General features: G+C 67.6%; 12 protein-coding genes and 1 other RNA gene. 9 read left to right on the top strand and 4 right to left on the bottom strand.

What is annotated here, in order from left to right:
• Positions 1-50 precede the first annotated feature (50 nt).
• From IE191_RS20965 to IE191_RS00615, 3 genes are read left to right on the top strand one after another with little or no spacing between them, the layout of a single operon-like run.
• The gene (locus IE191_RS20965) at positions 51-818 is read left to right on the top strand and encodes an ImuA family protein (RefSeq protein ID WP_229814999.1); all 768 of its coding nucleotides are present in this window, start codon (positions 51-53) and stop codon (positions 816-818) included.
• Positions 781-2256 (top strand): Y-family DNA polymerase, encoded by a 1476-nt coding sequence (locus IE191_RS00620; RefSeq protein ID WP_268249410.1) that lies wholly within the window; start codon positions 781-783, stop codon positions 2254-2256. The genes IE191_RS20965 and IE191_RS00620 overlap by 38 nt, the downstream gene beginning before the upstream one ends.
• The gene (locus IE191_RS00615) at positions 2253-5429 is read left to right on the top strand and encodes an error-prone DNA polymerase (RefSeq protein ID WP_191322409.1); all 3177 of its coding nucleotides are present in this window, start codon (positions 2253-2255) and stop codon (positions 5427-5429) included. Before IE191_RS00620 ends, IE191_RS00615 begins: the two co-directional genes overlap by 4 nt.
• Before the next feature lie 216 nt (positions 5430-5645).
• Here the strand turns inward: IE191_RS00615 and rpoH are convergent, their stop codons facing one another.
• Complete coding sequence (rpoH, locus tag IE191_RS00610; protein WP_229814998.1) at positions 5646-6560, bottom strand: RNA polymerase sigma factor RpoH; 915 nt, start codon at positions 6558-6560, stop codon at positions 5646-5648.
• Between the two features lie 115 nt (positions 6561-6675).
• A complete protein-coding gene (locus IE191_RS00605) occupies positions 6676-7620 on the bottom strand; it encodes an RluA family pseudouridine synthase (RefSeq protein WP_191322408.1) in 945 nt (314 codons plus the stop codon).
• A 58-nt stretch (positions 7621-7678) separates the two neighbouring features.
• Between IE191_RS00605 and IE191_RS21295 the strand changes: the two genes are divergently transcribed.
• From IE191_RS21295 to putA, 6 genes are all read left to right on the top strand, one after another.
• Positions 7679-8491, top strand: a complete 813-nt coding sequence (locus tag IE191_RS21295) for a Mov34/MPN/PAD-1 family protein (protein WP_308432861.1) — start codon at positions 7679-7681, stop codon at positions 8489-8491.
• A gap of 74 nt (positions 8492-8565) precedes the next feature.
• Positions 8566-9207 carry a histidine phosphotransferase family protein gene (locus IE191_RS00590; protein ID WP_191322407.1) on the top strand — a complete coding sequence of 214 codons (642 nt, stop codon included), beginning with the start codon at positions 8566-8568 and terminating at the stop codon, positions 9205-9207.
• Positions 9208-9222: 15 nt separating this feature from the next.
• Positions 9223-9927: an N-acetylmuramoyl-L-alanine amidase gene (locus IE191_RS00585; protein ID WP_191322406.1), complete on the top strand. Its 705-nt coding sequence runs from the start codon at positions 9223-9225 to the stop codon at positions 9925-9927.
• Positions 9928-9937: 10 nt separating this feature from the next.
• Positions 9938-10355, top strand: an RNA gene (gene rnpB, locus IE191_RS00580) — RNase P RNA component class A.
• Positions 10356-10387: 32 nt separating this feature from the next.
• Entirely contained in the window at positions 10388-10738 is a 351-nt protein-coding gene (locus IE191_RS00575; protein ID WP_191322405.1) for a RidA family protein, read from the top strand.
• 104 nt (positions 10739-10842) lie between these two features.
• Positions 10843-14490 (top strand): trifunctional transcriptional regulator/proline dehydrogenase/L-glutamate gamma-semialdehyde dehydrogenase, encoded by a 3648-nt coding sequence (putA, locus tag IE191_RS00570; RefSeq protein ID WP_191322404.1) that lies wholly within the window; start codon positions 10843-10845, stop codon positions 14488-14490.
• 7 nt (positions 14491-14497) lie between these two features.
• Here the strand turns inward: putA and IE191_RS00565 are convergent, their stop codons facing one another.
• The gene (locus tag IE191_RS00565; protein WP_191322403.1) at positions 14498-14965 is read right to left on the bottom strand and encodes a hypothetical protein; all 468 of its coding nucleotides are present in this window, start codon (positions 14963-14965) and stop codon (positions 14498-14500) included.
• Between the two features lie 58 nt (positions 14966-15023).
• Positions 15024-15956, bottom strand: a complete 933-nt coding sequence (locus IE191_RS00560) for a LysR substrate-binding domain-containing protein (protein WP_191322402.1) — start codon at positions 15954-15956, stop codon at positions 15024-15026.
• Between the last annotated feature and the right edge of the window lie 31 nt (positions 15957-15987).

Here is a 15987-nt window from a genome sequence, read left to right as displayed (position 1 = left end):
TTCCAACGGCCAGCCTCGACAGCGGCGGCAAAATGGAACATAATAAGAACATGAGAACTGTCTCCGCCCCGATCCTGTCCTCGCCAAGCTGGCGCCTGCGTCCTTCGGCACAGCGGCCGATGCCCGTGCTGACAGCGGGCCAAGTGCATGAAGTGCATGGGCAAGGCGATGATCGCGCGGCCGGCCTGGCCTTTGCCCTGGGACTGGGGGCAGCGAATCGCGATGGCCCGGTGCTGGTGGTTCGGGCCGGGTTGCGCCAGCCCCTGGCGCTCTATGGCGAAGGGCTGGCGGCCCTGGGCATCGATCCGGCGCGGCTGGTGCTGGCGCAGGCGCGCGATGCCGCCGCCCTGCTGCGCGCTGGGCTGGAAGGGGCGCGCTGCCCCGGCCTGGCGCTGGTCCTGCTGGAAAGCGAAGGGCCGCTCAAGGGCTATGATCTCACCGCCAGCCGCCGCTTCGTGCTGGCGGCCGAACGCACGCAGACGCCGGTGGTCCTGCTGCGCCATGCCGCCCGGCCACAGGCCAGCGCGGCGCACACCCGCTGGCAGGTTTCCAGCGCGCCATCGCAACCCCTGGAGGCCCCGCCCGGCGCGCAAGTCCGCCCGCCGGGCCTGCCTGCACTGGCAGTAGAAGCGCTACGCTGGCGGGGTGGGCCGGCGGGGCAGACATGGCATTTGCAATGGGATGAACAACATGGCGGGTTCCGGGACGCCACCGGCACCAGCGACAGCGGCAGCGCGGCGCCATCTGGCGCTGTGGTTTCCCTGGCTGCCCTGCGAACGGGTGCGGCGACAGGCGGCAGCAGCCCCGCCGCCGCCTGAAGGCACGCCTTTCGCGCTGGTGGCCCGCAGCGGGCAGGCCTTGCGCCTGGCGGCGGTGGAGCGCGATGCCGCCCGCCATGGCCTGGCGCCTGGCATGACGCTGGCCGATGCCCGCGCGCGCTGTCCCGATCTGGTCACCCTGCCCCATGACCCGGCCGGCGATGCCGCCCTGCTAAATACCCTAGCCGGAGCGATGCATGCGCTGACCCCCAGCGTGACTCCCGATCCGCCCGATGGCCTGCTGCTGGATATCAGCGGCTGCGCCCATCTCTTCGGATCGGAAGCCAGGATGGCTTCGCAAGCGGCAGAAATTGCAGGGCTTTCCACGCTGCATGCGCTGGCCGGCAATCCTGCTGCGGCGCGTGCCCTGGTGCGTCATGGCACCCCGGCCCAGCGCCGCGCCGAAGACGTGGCCGCCCTGCCCGTCGTCGCGCTAGACTTGGGAGAGCAGGCCACCACCGCCCTGCGCCGCGCTGGACTCAAGCGCCTGGGCGACCTCGTCACGCGCCCCGCCTCGGCCCTGGCCGCCCGCTTTGGCGAAAGCGTGGTGCTGCGCCTGCGCCAGATGACCGGAGACGTCGCCGCCCCGCTTGCCCCCCGCGTGGCCGAAGCGCCGATCGCGGCGGAAGCACACTTTGCCGAACCGATCGCGCGGACAGATGATGTGCTCGACGTGGCCGAGGATCTCCTGCGCCAGGTGGCCATGCAGATGGAGCAGCGGCGGCTGGGCGGGCGGCGCTTTGCCCTGACCCTGCATCGCAGCGACGGCGCGCGGCGCGTGCTGGCGGTGGAAACCGGCCAGCCCACCCGCGATCCGCCGCTGGTAGTGCGCCTGCTGCGCGAGCGGATCGAGAGCCTGGCCGATCCCATCGACCCCGGCTTCGGCTTTGATGCGATCACTCTGGCGGTCACCCGCGCCGAGCCGCTGGGCGCGCGGCAATCCCGGCTGGACCGCGCCGAAGATGCGCAAGACACGGTCCAGGCCCTGATCGACCGACTGGGGGTGCGGCTGGGCCAGGATGCCGTGCTGCGCCTGGCCCCGGCCGACCGCCACATTCCCGAGCGCGCCCAGGCTTGGATGCCTGCAATGGAACGGAACGGTTCCGTTTCATTTCCCTCATCTGCTTTGCCCCGTCCGCTGCTGCTGTTCGATCCACCGCAGGGGATCGAGGTTATCGCCGGGGTGCCCGATGGCCCGCCGCTGCGCCTGCGCTGGCGCGGCACGGTGCACGAGGTGGTCCATGCCGAAGGGCCGGAGCGGATCGCGCCCGAATGGTGGCGCCAGCGCGAGGGGCACAGGGGCACGGGTGCGCCGCGCACCACGCGCGATTACTATCGGATCGAGGATAGCCGGGGCCGCCGCCTGTGGGTGTTCCGTCGTGGCCTCTATGGCGGAGAAACCGTGCCGGCCTGGTATGTCCACGGGCTGTTTGCATGAGCGCGACACCGTTCTTTGCCGAGCCGGTGGCCGCCACCAATTTCAGCTTCCTGCGCGGGGCGGCGCATCCGGCCGAAATGGTTGCACGCGCCCATGCGCTGGGGCTGCGGGGCATCGGCATTGCCGACAGGAACAGCGTGGCCGGCGTGGTGCGGGCCCATGCCGCCTGGCGGGAGATCGGCGGGCCGGCCAGTGGCTTTGCCCTGAAAGTGGGCGCGCGACTGGCCTTTGCCGATGGCACGCCAGACTTGGCCGCCTATCCCACCACGCGCGCGGCCTGGGGGCGATTGACCCGCCTGCTCACGCTGGGCAACCGCCGCGTGGAAAAGGGGGATTGCCACCTCGCGCTGGCCGATCTGCTGGACCATGCCGAAGGGCTGGCGCTGATTGCCATGGATGGCGACGTGCCCTTGCTGGAGCGACTGCGGGACGTGACGCCGCATCTCTGGCTGGCCGCCACGATGCCCCGCGCTGGCCGCGATGGGCGTGACCTGGCCCGGCGCATGGCGCTGGCGAGGGAAACCGGCGTGCCGCTGATCGCCAGCAACGACCCGCTCTATGCCGTGCCGGAGGACCGGCCGCTGCACGATGTGCTGACCGCCACGCGCCTCGGCACCACGGTGCATGCCGCCGGGCGTCGCCTGGCGGCCAATGGCGAACGGCATATCAAGCCACCGGCCGAGATGGCGCGCCTGTTTGCGCTGTGCCCGCAGGCGCTGGCAGCGGGACGGGACTGGCTGGACTGCATCACCTTCACGCTCGACCAGATCCAATACGAATACCCGCACGAGCCGGTGCCCCAGGGCTGGACGCCGCAGGCCTGGCTGGAGCACTTGGTGATGGAGAGTGCAGGCCGCCAGTTCCCGGCCGGCCTGCCTGCGGGTTATCGTGAGATCCTGGATGAGGAATTCCGCCTCATCAAATTGAAAAATTACGCTTATTACTTTCTCACCGTGCACGATGTGGTGCACTATGCCCGCAGCCTTTCGCCGCCGATCCTGTGCCAGGGGCGTGGCTCCGCCGCCAATTCGCTGGTCTGCTACCTGCTGGGCATCACGCCGATCGATCCGGTGAAGGAACGCCTGCTGTTTTCCCGCTTCCTGTCGGAACAGCGCAACGAGCCGCCCGATATCGACGTGGATTTCGAGCATGAGCGGCGCGAGGAAGTGATGCAATACATCTATCGCCGCTATGGCCGCGAACGCGCCGGGATCGTGGCCACTGTGATCCGCTATCGCCAGCGCAGCGCGATCCGCGACGTGGGCAAGGCGCTGGGCCTGTCGGAAGATGTCACCGCGCGGCTTTCCGGCACGGTCTGGGGCAGTTGGGGGCGCGGCTCGCTGCCCGAAGAACGCCTGTCGCAGGCCGGCTTCGATCCCGAAAACCGCGAGATCGCCCGCCTGCGCGAGATGGTCGACCGCCTGCTGACGTTCCCGCGCCACTTGTCGCAGCATGTCGGCGGCTTCGTGCTGTGCGAAAGCCGGCTCGATGAACTGGTGCCGATCCACAATGCCGCCATGGACAATCGCACCTTCATCGAATGGGACAAGGACGATATCGACGTGCTGGGGCTGATGAAAGTGGACGTGCTGGCGCTGGGCATGCTCACCTGCATCCGCAAGAGCTTTGACCTGATGGAGCGACACGGCCTGGGGCGCTATGCCCTGGCCAGCGTTCCGCGCGAGGACAAGCCCACGTTCGACATGCTGTGCCGGGGGGATAGCGTCGGCACGTTCCAGGTGGAAAGCCGCGCGCAGATGGCGATGCTGCCGCGCATGAAGCCGCGCGTGCTTTATGACCTGGTGATCCAGGTGGCGATCGTGCGGCCCGGCCCGATCCAGGGCGGCATGGTGCATCCCTATCTGCGGCGGCGCAATGGCGAGGAAAAGGTCGTGTTTCCCGGCCCGCCCGGCCAGTTGCAAGGCGTGCTGGCCAAGACCCTGGGCGTGCCGCTGTTCCAGGAGCAGGCGATGAAGCTGGCGATCGTGGCCGCCGGCTTCACCCCGCCCGAGGCCGACGGCCTGCGCCGCGCCATGGCCACCTTCCGCAACCACGGCACGGTGACCAATTACGCGGAGAAGTTCATCGGCGGCATGGTGAAAAACGGCTATCCAGAAGACTTTGCCGAGCGTTGCTTTGAACAGATCAAGGGTTTTGGCGAATACGGCTTTCCCGAAAGCCATGCGCAGGCGTTCGGGTGGCTGGCCTATGTCTCGTCATGGCTCAAGTGCCACTATCCCGGCGTGTTCACCTGCGCCCTGCTCAACAGCCAGCCGATGGGGTTCTATGCCCCGGCGCAACTGGTGCGCGATGCGCGCGAGCACGGCGTGGTGGTGCATGGGCCGGATGTGAACGCCAGTTGGTGGGACTGCACGCTCGATGCGCCGCGCACGCTGCGCCTGGGGCTGCGCCTGATCGACGGGTTTCACGAGGACTGGGCTGCCGCGATCGTGCGGGCGCGGATCGAGGGGCCGTTCATGTCCCCCGAAGACCTGGCGCGGCGGGCGGACCTTCCGGCCCGCGCCCTGGCCCTGCTGGCCGATGCCGATGCCATGGGCTCGCTCGGCCGCACCCGGCGCGAGGCGGGATGGGACGTGCGCCGCGTGCCGCCCCGGCAATTGCCCCTGTTCGCCGCGCTCGATGCGCCCGAACTGGCGGCCGAACCCGACCCCGCCCTGCCCGCCATGCCCCCGGCCGAGGAAATCGTGGCCGATTACCAGACCCTGCGTCTTTCGCTCAAAGGCCATCCCATGCAATTCCTGCGCGATACATTCGCCCGGCAGGGCGTGCTCACCTGCGCGCAGGTCAATGCCGGCAAGGACGGCCAGAAAGTGCGCGTAGCCGGCGTGGTGCTGGTGCGACAGCGGCCGGGCAAGGGCAATGCCGTGTTCATCACCCTGGAAGACGAGACCGCGGTGGTCAACGCCCTGCTCTGGGCGCGCGATTTCGAGAAACAGCGCCGCCAGGTCATGGCCGCGCGGCTGATGGTGATCGACGGCGAAGTCCAGCGCAGCAAGGAAGGCGTGGTCCACCTGATGGCGGCGCTGGTGCATGACGCCAGCGAGACCTTGGCGCTATTGCAGGAAGATGGCGCTGTGCCGGAGCCGGATCCGGCCATGGCCCGCCATCCCCGGCAGGTGCGGGTGTTGCCGCGTTCGCGGGATTTTCATTGAGGGGCAGGCGTTGTGGGGCAGGCGTTGCGGGGCGCAGGTACCAGGCTGCAATGTTGGCTTGGGGCCCCGGATCAAGTCCGGGGCGACGAATTTGGGGTATCTCCTTCATCGTCGCCCCGGACTTGATCCGGGGCCCACCGCAAACCTGTGAAATCTGCACAAAAAACCCGACCATCCTGTTGGACAGCCGGGCTTTTTTACATCACTGCCGCAGCTTCAGCCGGCCGGCAGCAGATGCCGTTCACCAGCAATCCGCTGCATCGCCTTTTGCAGCTTTTCAAACGCGCGAACCTCGATCTGGCGCACGCGCTCGCGGCTGACGTTGTAGACCTGGCTGAGTTCTTCCAGAGTCTTGGGATCGTCCACCAGGCGGCGGTCGGTCAGGATGTGGCGTTCGCGCTCATTGAGGCTGCCCATGGCTTCGACCAGCATGTCGTGGCGGAAATGGGCTTCCTCGGCGTCGGCCACGGTTTCGTCCTGGAGCGGGCGGTCGTCGGCCAGCCAGTCCTGCCAGGTGCCTTCGCCGTCTTCGCGCAGCGGCACGTTCAGGCTGGCATCGCCACCCATGATCATGCGCCGGTTCATGTTGATCACTTCCTGCTCGGGCACGCCCAAGTCGGTGGCGATCTTGCGAACGTCCTCGGGCGACAGGTCGGTGTCTTCGAACGCCTCGAGGTTCTTCTTCATGCGGCGCAGGTTGAAGAACAGCTTCTTCTGCGCGGCCGTGGTGCCCATCTTGACGAGGCTCCACGAGCGCAGGATGAATTCCTGCATCGAGGCCTTGATCCACCACATGGCATAAGTCGCCAGGCGGAAACCGCGATCGGGCTCGAACTTCTTGACGCCCTGCATCAGGCCGATGTTCCCTTCGGAAATCAGCTCGGACACGGGCAGGCCGTAGCCGCGATAGCCCATGGCGATCTTGGCCACGAGTCGCAGGTGGCTGGTCACTAGTTGCGCCGCCGCTTCGGGATCGGCATGTTCCTGATAGCGCTTGGCGAGCATGTATTCCTGCTCAGCCGTCAGCACTGGAAACTTGCGGATCTCAGACAGATAGCGATTGAGGCTGGCTTCTCCGCCCAGGGCCGGAACGGTCGCGGGGGCTTTGGCCACTGCTGTCTTGTTGCTCACCTGAACACATCCTTTCGTCGCGTCAGTTCCCCGATGAAGAACCTCTAGCGAGCATTCCCCGGTGGGGCCACACATCCTTTTGGTACACAGTAATCGATTTAGACCATGACATGCCTCAAGAACCGCCCAATTCGACAATCAGTTCCTGCATATCGACGGGCGTCGGGCTGGTGAAATGGAGCGTTTCGCCGCTGATCGGGTGAATGAACCCCAGTTCGGCCGCATGAAGCGCCTGTCGGGCAAAGCCGATGCGGGCCAGGAGGGGGCGGATCTTTGCGGGCGCACGTCCATAGACAGGGTCACCCAATAGCGAATGGCCGATTGATGCAAGGTGAACGCGGACCTGGTGGGTTCTCCCGGTTTCGAGCCGGCATTCCACCAGCGCCGCGCCGTCGAGCCTGGCCAGCGTGCGATAGTGCGTCACGGCATGCTTGCCGCGCCCGTCCTGCACCAGCGCCATCTTCTTGCGATCGTGGACCGAGCGGGCGATCGCGCCGGTGATCGTGCCGGCCGCCGGCATGGGCTGGCCGGCGGTGACCGCCTTGTAGGCGCGGATGATCGAGTGATCGGCAAACTGGCGCGCCAGCCCTTCGTGCGCGGCATCACTTTTGGCCACCACGAGCAGGCCCGAGGTGTCCTTGTCGATGCGGTGGACGATGCCCGGCCGGGCCACGCCGCCGATGCCCGAAAGCTGCCCCCGGCAATGGTGCAGCAGGGCATTGACCAGCGTACCGTCGAGATTGCCCGCTGCGGGATGGACGACCAGCCCGGCGGGCTTGTCCACCACGATCAGGGCCTCGTCCTCGTAAGTTACCGACAGCGGAATGTCCTGCGCCACCGCCTCGGCCGGGGCGGCGGCAGGCACGCGCACGGCAAACATGGCGCCGGGTGCCACCTTGAGCGAAGCCTGGCGCACTGCCTGGCCTTCGAGCGTGATCCGCCCCTCGTCGAGCAGGGCCTTGACCCGCTCGCGCGACAAGCCGCTCGCCTCGGCCAGCGCCTTGTCGAGACGGCCGGGCGCGGCGATCGTGCCGGTCAGAAGTTCTTCGGTATCCCCCATTGGATTGCGGATATGGGAACGATTGTGGGCCGCGACAAGGGGATGTAAGGCTTCGGCCATGGCCTTCCACGCCTATCTTCTGCTTTGTGCCGATGGCTCGTTTTATGCGGGGCATACCGATGACTTGGACACGCGGATGGCGCAGCATGAGAGCGGCTTGGGCGGTTACACTGCGCAGCGGCGCCCGCTCCGCCTGGTGTGGCAGCAGGATTTTGCCACGCGCGAGGAAGCGCTTTCCGCCGAACTGCGAATCAAGGGCTGGTCTCGGGCCAAGAAGCAGGCACTGGTGGATGGGGATTGGGAGCGGTTGCAGGTCTTGGCGCGCAATCGGCAGGGACGCGAGGTTGCGCGGGGGGGCTTCGACAAGCTCAGCCCGAACGGAACGGCGGGAGAGGATCAATCTGAAGACCCATCTCCTGCTTTACCACTCCACCCCCCGTTCGCCCTGAGCTTGTCGGAGGGCGCTGGCGCAGCGCCAGGCATCACCATTACCGCCAACGCCCAAGCCACCATGCTGGCCGCCGCCCATCGCGCCCATCCGCGCGAAGCCTGCGGATTGCTGCTGGGCGAGGCAAACCACATCGCCCTGGCGCAGGAATGCACCAATGTGGCACCAGATCCGCTGCACCATTTCGAGATCGATCCGGTCGCACTGATCGCCGCGCATCGCGCAGCGCGGGCCGGCGCACCGCAAGTCCTGGGCTATTTTCATAGCCATCCCAATGGCTTGACCAGGCCTTCTGCCACCGATTCTGCGCAAGCTGCCGGCGACCGGCGGACTTGGGCGATCGTGGCGCAGGGCAAAGTTACGATCTGGCGCGATACGCCATCCGTGTTTCAGGCGCTTTCCTATCGCGTCACAGACGGTTAAGGCGAATGCCCGGGGAGAGGGTGCGCCATGCATCGTCTGCCACGCATGATTTGGTAAAGGCTTGTCCACGTCCCATGACCATCGCCACCCTCGATCTCGCCAGCCTGCTCTGTTCGCGCCTTTGCCACGACTTGTTGAGCCCAGTGGGCGCGCTGACCAACGGGTTGGAGCTGCTGGCCGAGGAACGCGACCCCGAAATGCGCCAGAAGTGCATGGAATTGCTGGAACAGAGCGCCACCAGTTCGGCCAACAAGCTGCGCTTTTTCCGCCTGGCGTTCGGCGCGGCGGGCGGTTTTGGCGACATGGTGCCGGTGGCCGAGCCGCGCGCACTGGTCGATGCTCTGGTGGCGGCCAATCCGCGCATCAGCGTGGCCTGGGCGCTGGCCGACGACATGCTGCCCAAGGCGGCGGTCAAGACTCTGCTCAACCTCGCGCTGATCGGGATCGAGGCGCTGGTGCGCGGCGGCACGCTGGATATTGCCGGTGAAGTGAGAAACGGCGCGACCGAACTGGTGATCCGCGCCAGTGGCCCGCGCATCGCGTTCGATCCGCTGGTGGGCCAGGCCCTGGCCGGCACCCTGCCCGCCGCCGAACTTTCGAGCCGCACCGCGCCCGCCGCCATGCTCCATCAACTGGCACAGGGCCTGGGTGGCGGGTTCCAGACCCATGTCGCGGCCGATGCCCTGGTGCTGGGCGCCGTGCTGCCGGTCCGCTGAGCGCCCCAGGGCCGCATGAACCGCTGGCTGGTCCACCGCGAGGAACCGTCGCCCAATTTCAACGAGCGGCGGCTGCCGGTATCGATGGTGGTGCTGCATTACACCGGGATGCAGAGCGCGGCGCAGGCGCTGGAGCGGCTGAAAGACCCGGCAGCGGAAGTTTCCGCGCACTATCTGATCGACGAGGACGGCACCGTCGTGCGCCTGGTCGATGAAAGCAAGCGCGCCTGGCATGCCGGGCGCAGCTTCTGGCGCGGGATCACCGACGTCAATTCCGCGAGCGTGGGCATCGAGCTGGTCAATCCCGGCCACGAATTCGGCTATCGCCCGTTTCCCGATGCGCAGATGGAAGCGCTGGTGCCGCTGCTGGGCGATATCGTGCGCCGGCATGACATCCCGCGTGCCAACGTGGTCGGCCATTCCGATGTGGCGCCGGCGCGCAAGCTGGACCCGGGCGAACTGTTCGATTGGGACATGCTCGCCCGCTACAACCTCACCCTGCCCCGCCCGCGCCCCAGGATGCGCCTGCTCTATGACAACGAGGGCGCGTTTTTCCTGGCGTTGGAACGCTTTGGCTATGACGTGAGCGACAAGGAAGCAGCTGTGGCGGCATTCCAGCGGCGCTGGCGCCCGCACAAGATCGATGGGCAGGTGGACGGACAAATCGGTGCCTTGCTGTTCGAACTGCTGTTGGCGCGCGACCTGGGCCATGCTAGGTGACCCGCTCGCGCCGGGGAGCCGGGCAGCCGCGTCATCACTTCGCCTGATGCCGAGGAAAGTCCGGGCTCCACGAAACAAGGGTGGCGGGTAACGCCCGCCGGCCCGGTGCAAGCCGGGCAAGGGAAAGTGCCACAGAGAGCAAACCGCCGACGGGGCCTTCGGGCCTCGGGCAAGGGTGAAAGGGTGCGGTAAGAGCGCACCGCGCGACCGGCAACGGAAGCGGCATGGCAAACCCCACCCGGAGCAAGACCGAATAGGGGCAACGTGCATCTGCAAGGATGCAGGCGTGTTTCGCGCCAGTTGCCCGGGTTGGTTGCTGGAGCGGCCTGGCAACAGGTCGCCGAGAGGAATGGCTGCCCGTGTCGATACGGTCCACCCGTGGGATACCGTCGATACGACAGAACCCGGCTTACAGGCTCCCCGGCGCGTGACATTCTCCCTTCCTGCCAGAGGCTTCCGCATGTCTGCCATCACCCGCATCGAACAAGGCCCGCGCATGAGCGAGGCCGTGGTCCACAACGGCACGGTCTATCTGGCCGGGCAAGTGGGCGAGGCTGGTCAGAGCGTGTTCGAGCAGACGCAGACCGCGCTGGCCGAGATCGAGCGACTGTTGGGCCTGGCGGGCAGCAGCAAGGCCCACATGCTTTCGGCGATGATCTGGCTGGCTGATATGGGCGATTTCGACGAGATGAACCGCGCCTGGGATGGCTTTGTCGCCGATGTGCCGCCGCCGGCCCGCGCCACCGGGCAGGCCCGCCTGGCCGATCCGGCCTGGCGCGTGGAAATCGTGGTGACCGCTGCGACTGCCTGATCGCAGCAATGCGGCCTGTTTGGGGCGCTGCTTTCAGATCGTTTAGCCTGCTCCAGAGGCGAAATAGGACCGATGGCCTGAACGCGGCATGATACCATGGCGCTATGGATCAGACCGCGCCCGCCAGCCAGCCTTTCGCCCGCTTCTTCACCCCGCTTGCCGGGCAAAGCCCGTTGCGCGCCGCGATCACCGCGGCCACGCGCCGCGCCGAGCGGGCCTGCGTTGCCGCGCTGCTGCCGCAAGCCAGCGTGCCCGAAGCGCTCAAGGCGCCGATCGCAGCGACGGCCGGCGCGCTGATCACGCAACTGCGGGCCGATGCCCGGCCGGGCGCGGTGCAATCGCTGGTGCAGGAATATGCGCTGAGCAGCCCGGAAGGCGTGGCGCTGATGTGCCTGGCCGAGGCGCTGCTGCGTATCCCCGACGTGGCCACGCGCGATGCGCTGATCCGTGACAAGATCGCACCGGGCGACTGGCGCGGCCATGTCGGCAAGGATCGCCCGCTGTTCGTCAATGCCGCCTCGTGGGGCCTGCTGGTGACCGGGCGGCTGGTCCAGGCCGAAGACGAGAATGGCCTTGGCGCCAGCCTGACGCGCCTGATCGCGCGGATGGGCGAGCCGGTCATCCGCCGCGCGGTGGATGCCGCCATGCGGATGATGGGCGAACAGTTCGTGACCGGCGAGACCATCGCCGAAGCGCTGCGCCGCGCTGCCCCGCGCGAAGCCAAGGGCTTTGCCTTTTCCTATGACATGCTGGGCGAAGCCGCGATGACCGCGGCCGATGCGGACCGCTACAACGCCTCCTACGAACAGGCGATCGATGCCATCGGCCAGGCCAGCGCCGGGCGTGGCATCTATGGCGGGCCGGGCATTTCGATCAAGCTGTCCGCCCTGCACCCGCGCTATGCCCGCGCCAAGGTGGAGCGGGTCAAGGCCGAGCTGCTGCCCCGCGTGAAGGCGCTGTGCCTGATGGCCAAGGCTTACGACATCGGCCTCAACATCGATGCCGAGGAAGCCGATCGGCTGGAACTGTCGCTCGACCTGCTGGAAAGCCTGGCGCTGGACGCCGACTTGGCGGGCTGGAACGGGCTGGGTTTCGTGGTCCAGGCCTATCAGAAGCGCTGCCCCTTCGTGATCGACTGGATCGTCGATCTGGCGCAGCGGGCCAAGCGGCGGATCATGGTGCGGCTGGTCAAGGGCGCCTATTGGGACGCGGAAATCAAGCGTGCGCAAGTCGATGGGCTGAGCGACTTTCCGGTCTATACCCAGAAGGTTCACACCGACCTGGCCTATGTCGCCTGCGCGCGCAAGCTGCTCGCCGCGCGCGACGTGGTGTTCCCGCAGTTTGCCACGCACAACGCGCAATCGGTGGCCAGCGTGCTCCATCTCGCCGGGCCGGATTTCAGCATCGGCGACTACGAGTTCCAGTGCCTGCATGGCATGGGCGAAGGGCTCTATGACCAGGTCGTGGGCGCGGACAAGCTCAACCGCCCGTGCCGCGTCTATGCGCCGGTGGGCACGCACGAGACGCTGCTGGCCTATCTGGTGCGACGCCTGCTGGAAAACGGTGCCAATTCCTCGTTCGTCAACCGCATCAACGATCCGGCGGTGTCGGTGGCCGAACTGGTCGCCGATCCGGCTGCCACTGTGGCGGCCGCCAGCGATCCCGGCGCGCCGCATGCGGCGGTCGCCCTGCCCGCCCGGCTCTTTGCCGAGCGGCGCAATTCAGCCGGGATCGACCTGGCCGACGAGGCCGTGCTAGCCAACCTGGCGCCGCGCCTTGCCGCAAGCGCGGCAACGGACTGGCAAGCGGGCACGCCCGGTGACGCAGACGCCGGCGAAGCGGTGCGCAATCCGGCCGATCACCGCGATGTGGTGGGCCATGTCTGGCCGATGACGGCGGACGAGGCGCGTGCCGCCGTGGCCGCTGCGCAAGCCGCCGCGCCGGTCTGGGCGGCAACGCCCGTGGCGGCGCGCGCGGTGATGCTGGAACGCGCGGCGGGCCTGCTGGAAGAAGAAGCCCCGGCCCTGCTCGGCCTGATCATGCGCGAGGCGGGCAAGACCGCCGCAAATGCCGTGGGCGAAGTGCGCGAAGCGGTGGATTTCCTGCGCTATTATGCAGCCCAGGCGCGCAGCGGGCTGGCCCATACCCGCCCGCTTGGCCCGGTGGTGTGCATCTCGCCCTGGAATTTTCCGCTGGCGATCTTTGCCGGGCAAGTCGCCGCCGCGCTGGTGGCGGGCAATCCGGTGCTGGCCAAGCCGGCCGAGGAAACCCCGCTGATCGCGGCACAGATGGTGCGCCTGTTCCACGCCGCCGGCATTCCTGCCGAGGCGCTGCATCTGGTGCCCGGCGACGGCGCGATCGGTGCGGCGCTGGTGGAGGCACCGGGCGTGGCGGCGGTGATGTTCACCGGATCGACCGAAGTGGCACGGATCATCCAGCGCACCCTGGCCTCGCGCGCCGATGCGCAGGGGCGACCAATCCCGCTGATCGCCGAAACCGGCGGGCAGAACGCGATGATCGTGGATTCCTCGGCGCTGGCCGAGCAGGTGGTAGCCGACGTCATCGCCTCGGCATTCGACAGCGCAGGGCAGCGCTGTTCGGCGCTGCGCGTGCTGTGCCTGCAAGACGACGTCGCCGACCGCACTCTGGCGATGCTGCGCGGGGCCATGGCCGAACTGGCGCTGGGCAATCCGGATGAACTGGCGACCGATGTTGGCCCGGTGATCACCGCGCAGGCGCGCGACGGGATTGAGGCGCATGTCGCGGCGATGGCGCAGCGCGGGGCGATCGTCCACCGCCTGCCCCTGCCCGCCGCCTGCGATCATGGCACGTTCGTGGCACCGACGCTGATCGAAATTCCCGGCATCGAGGCACTGGGCCGCGAAGTGTTCGGCCCGGTGCTGCACGTGGTGCGCTTTGCCGCGCGCGATCTTGACCGCCTGATCGGCGCGATCAACGCCACCGGCTATGGCCTGACGTTCGGCCTGCATACCCGGCTCGATGATACCGTGGCCCGCGTGACGCGCGCGGTGGAAGCGGGCAACCTCTATGTCAACCGCAACACCATCGGCGCGGTGGTCGGCGTGCAGCCGTTCGGTGGGCGGGGCCTATCGGGCACTGGTCCCAAGGCCGGCGGACCACTCTACCTGGCGCGCCTGGTACGCGGCGCGATGGCGACGCCGCCCGCGCTCGCCGGGGCCGCGACTCTGCCCGATCCGGCCGCAGCGATCCTGGCCGATTGGCTGGAAAGCGAAGGCAAGGCCGCGCTGGCCGCAGCCATCCGCGCCGATGCCGCGCGCAGCCGGCTGGGGCTGGATGTGGAACTGCCGGGACCGGTGGGCGAAAGCAACCGCTACCGCCTGGCGCCGCGTGGGGCAATCGGGCTTCATGCCACCACTCTGGACGGGCTGTGGCGGCAGGTCGGTGCGGTGCTCGCCACCGGCAATCGCGCGGTGATCGCGGCTGGCGCACCGCTGGGCGCCCTACCCGCAGGGTTTCCTGCCGCAGTGGCGGAGCGGATCACGTTTGCTTCCAAGAGCGAGGCCGACCTGGCCGCCGCGTTGGTGGAACAGGCTGGCGAACCGGCGCAGGCGGTTGCCCAGGCCTTGGCAGCGCGCGACGGTATGATCGTGGCGCTGCATGCGGCCGACGAGCACGGCGCCTATCCGCTCGACCTGCTGCTGGAGGAAGTGAGCCTGTCGATCAACACCACGGCGGCCGGCGGCAACGCCAGCCTGATGGCGATGGTCTGAACGGGCCCTAGCCCTGCGCCTCGGCCAGGGTGGCGCGCAGGGCAAGGCTGGTGATCACCAGCGCCAGGCCAGCGCCAAAGGCAAGCTTGATCGCCAGCGCGATGTTCCAGTCGATGTGTGCCACGCCCAGCGCCCGGAACAGCACGGCGCCGATCGCCAGCGACAGGACCGCAGCCGGCAAGGCCAGCACCACGGAGCGCAGGAAGAGGTTGGCCGGAAGGCGGATGGACGACGGACGCGAAGCGACGCGCCCGGAGCGCAGCGCCCGGCGCGAGAGCGCGCAAGGAACCAGCGTGCCCATGAATGCCACCGCAAAGGCTTGCACCCAGAAATCGAAGACGAAGTGCCCGACGCCCCAGACCGGCACGGGATTGACGAACCCGAATGCCACCAGGAAAAAGACACCGCTCAGCACGGTGTTGATCGCCATGCTTACGGCCGTTTCGCGGCGGATATGCAGGTCTGCATTCGTCATCGGATCGATTTCCTCCCAAGTGCTTTTGTAGCGCCAGCGCGCTGCTGACACGGTCGTTCTAAACCAACGCAGGAACCGGTCCATCCCCTTCGCCACGCGCGACGGCGTGGAAAGAATCGATCAGCCAGCGCAGCCCGGCGTCTTCCGCACGGGCGCGGTGGAACTGCACCATTTCGCGCATCGGTGGAATGGCAAAGGGCAGCGGCGCCACAGACACAGGCCAGTGGCGCGCAGCCTTGGCCGCCAAGCGCCCGTGCATCACAGCCAGGCGCATGGTTCCTTCGAGCAGTTCGGGAATGATCGTGAAGGCCGCCACGCGCACTTCCACCCGCCGCTCGATCCCTTGCGCGCGCATGTAGCTTTCGGCAAAGGACACCCGGTTGAACCGGCCGATCTCCACCGCGACATGGCCGGCGGCCACGAATGCGGCAACATCGATCGGCCCGCCCATCACCGGATTGCCGCGCCAGCCAACCACCACGTGCTCCTCCTCGAACAGCAGTTCTGACGGGTGCTCGTCACTGACATAACTATCGGGGGTCAACAGCAGGTCGATCTCGCCACGGTCCAGCCGTTGGGTCGCATCGTCGCTCAAGGGTACCATGTCGATCCGCACCCCCGGCGCAACTTGCGCAAGATGGCGCAGCAACGGCGCGAGCAGCACGCTGGCAAGGTAATCGGACAGGCAGATGCGAAAATCGCGCGTGCTGCTGGCGGGATCGAAATGCGGGGAACTGCCAACGAGCCCATCGACATCCTCGAGAATGGCGCGGATCGCCGGTTGCAGGCGCAGGGCAAAGGGCGTGGGCATCATGCGCTTGCCGTTCTGCACCAATAGCGGATCGGCAAAGAAGGTGCGCAGCCGCGCGAGCGCTGCGCTGATGGCCGGCTGGCTGAGGCTGAGATGCTCGGCCGCGCGCGTTACGTTGCGCAGATCGAGCAGCGCATCGAGGCAGATCAGGAGATTGAGATCGAGACCCTTGAAGCGCATGGCTCACCATAATTTTTACAGATTGGAACCA

This window comes from Novosphingobium pokkalii (assembly GCF_014652855.1).
Classification (GTDB): domain Bacteria; phylum Pseudomonadota; class Alphaproteobacteria; order Sphingomonadales; family Sphingomonadaceae; genus Novosphingobium; species Novosphingobium pokkalii.
Note: the sequence above shows the minus strand (reverse complement) of the source record. Positions and strands in the feature narration are given on the sequence as shown.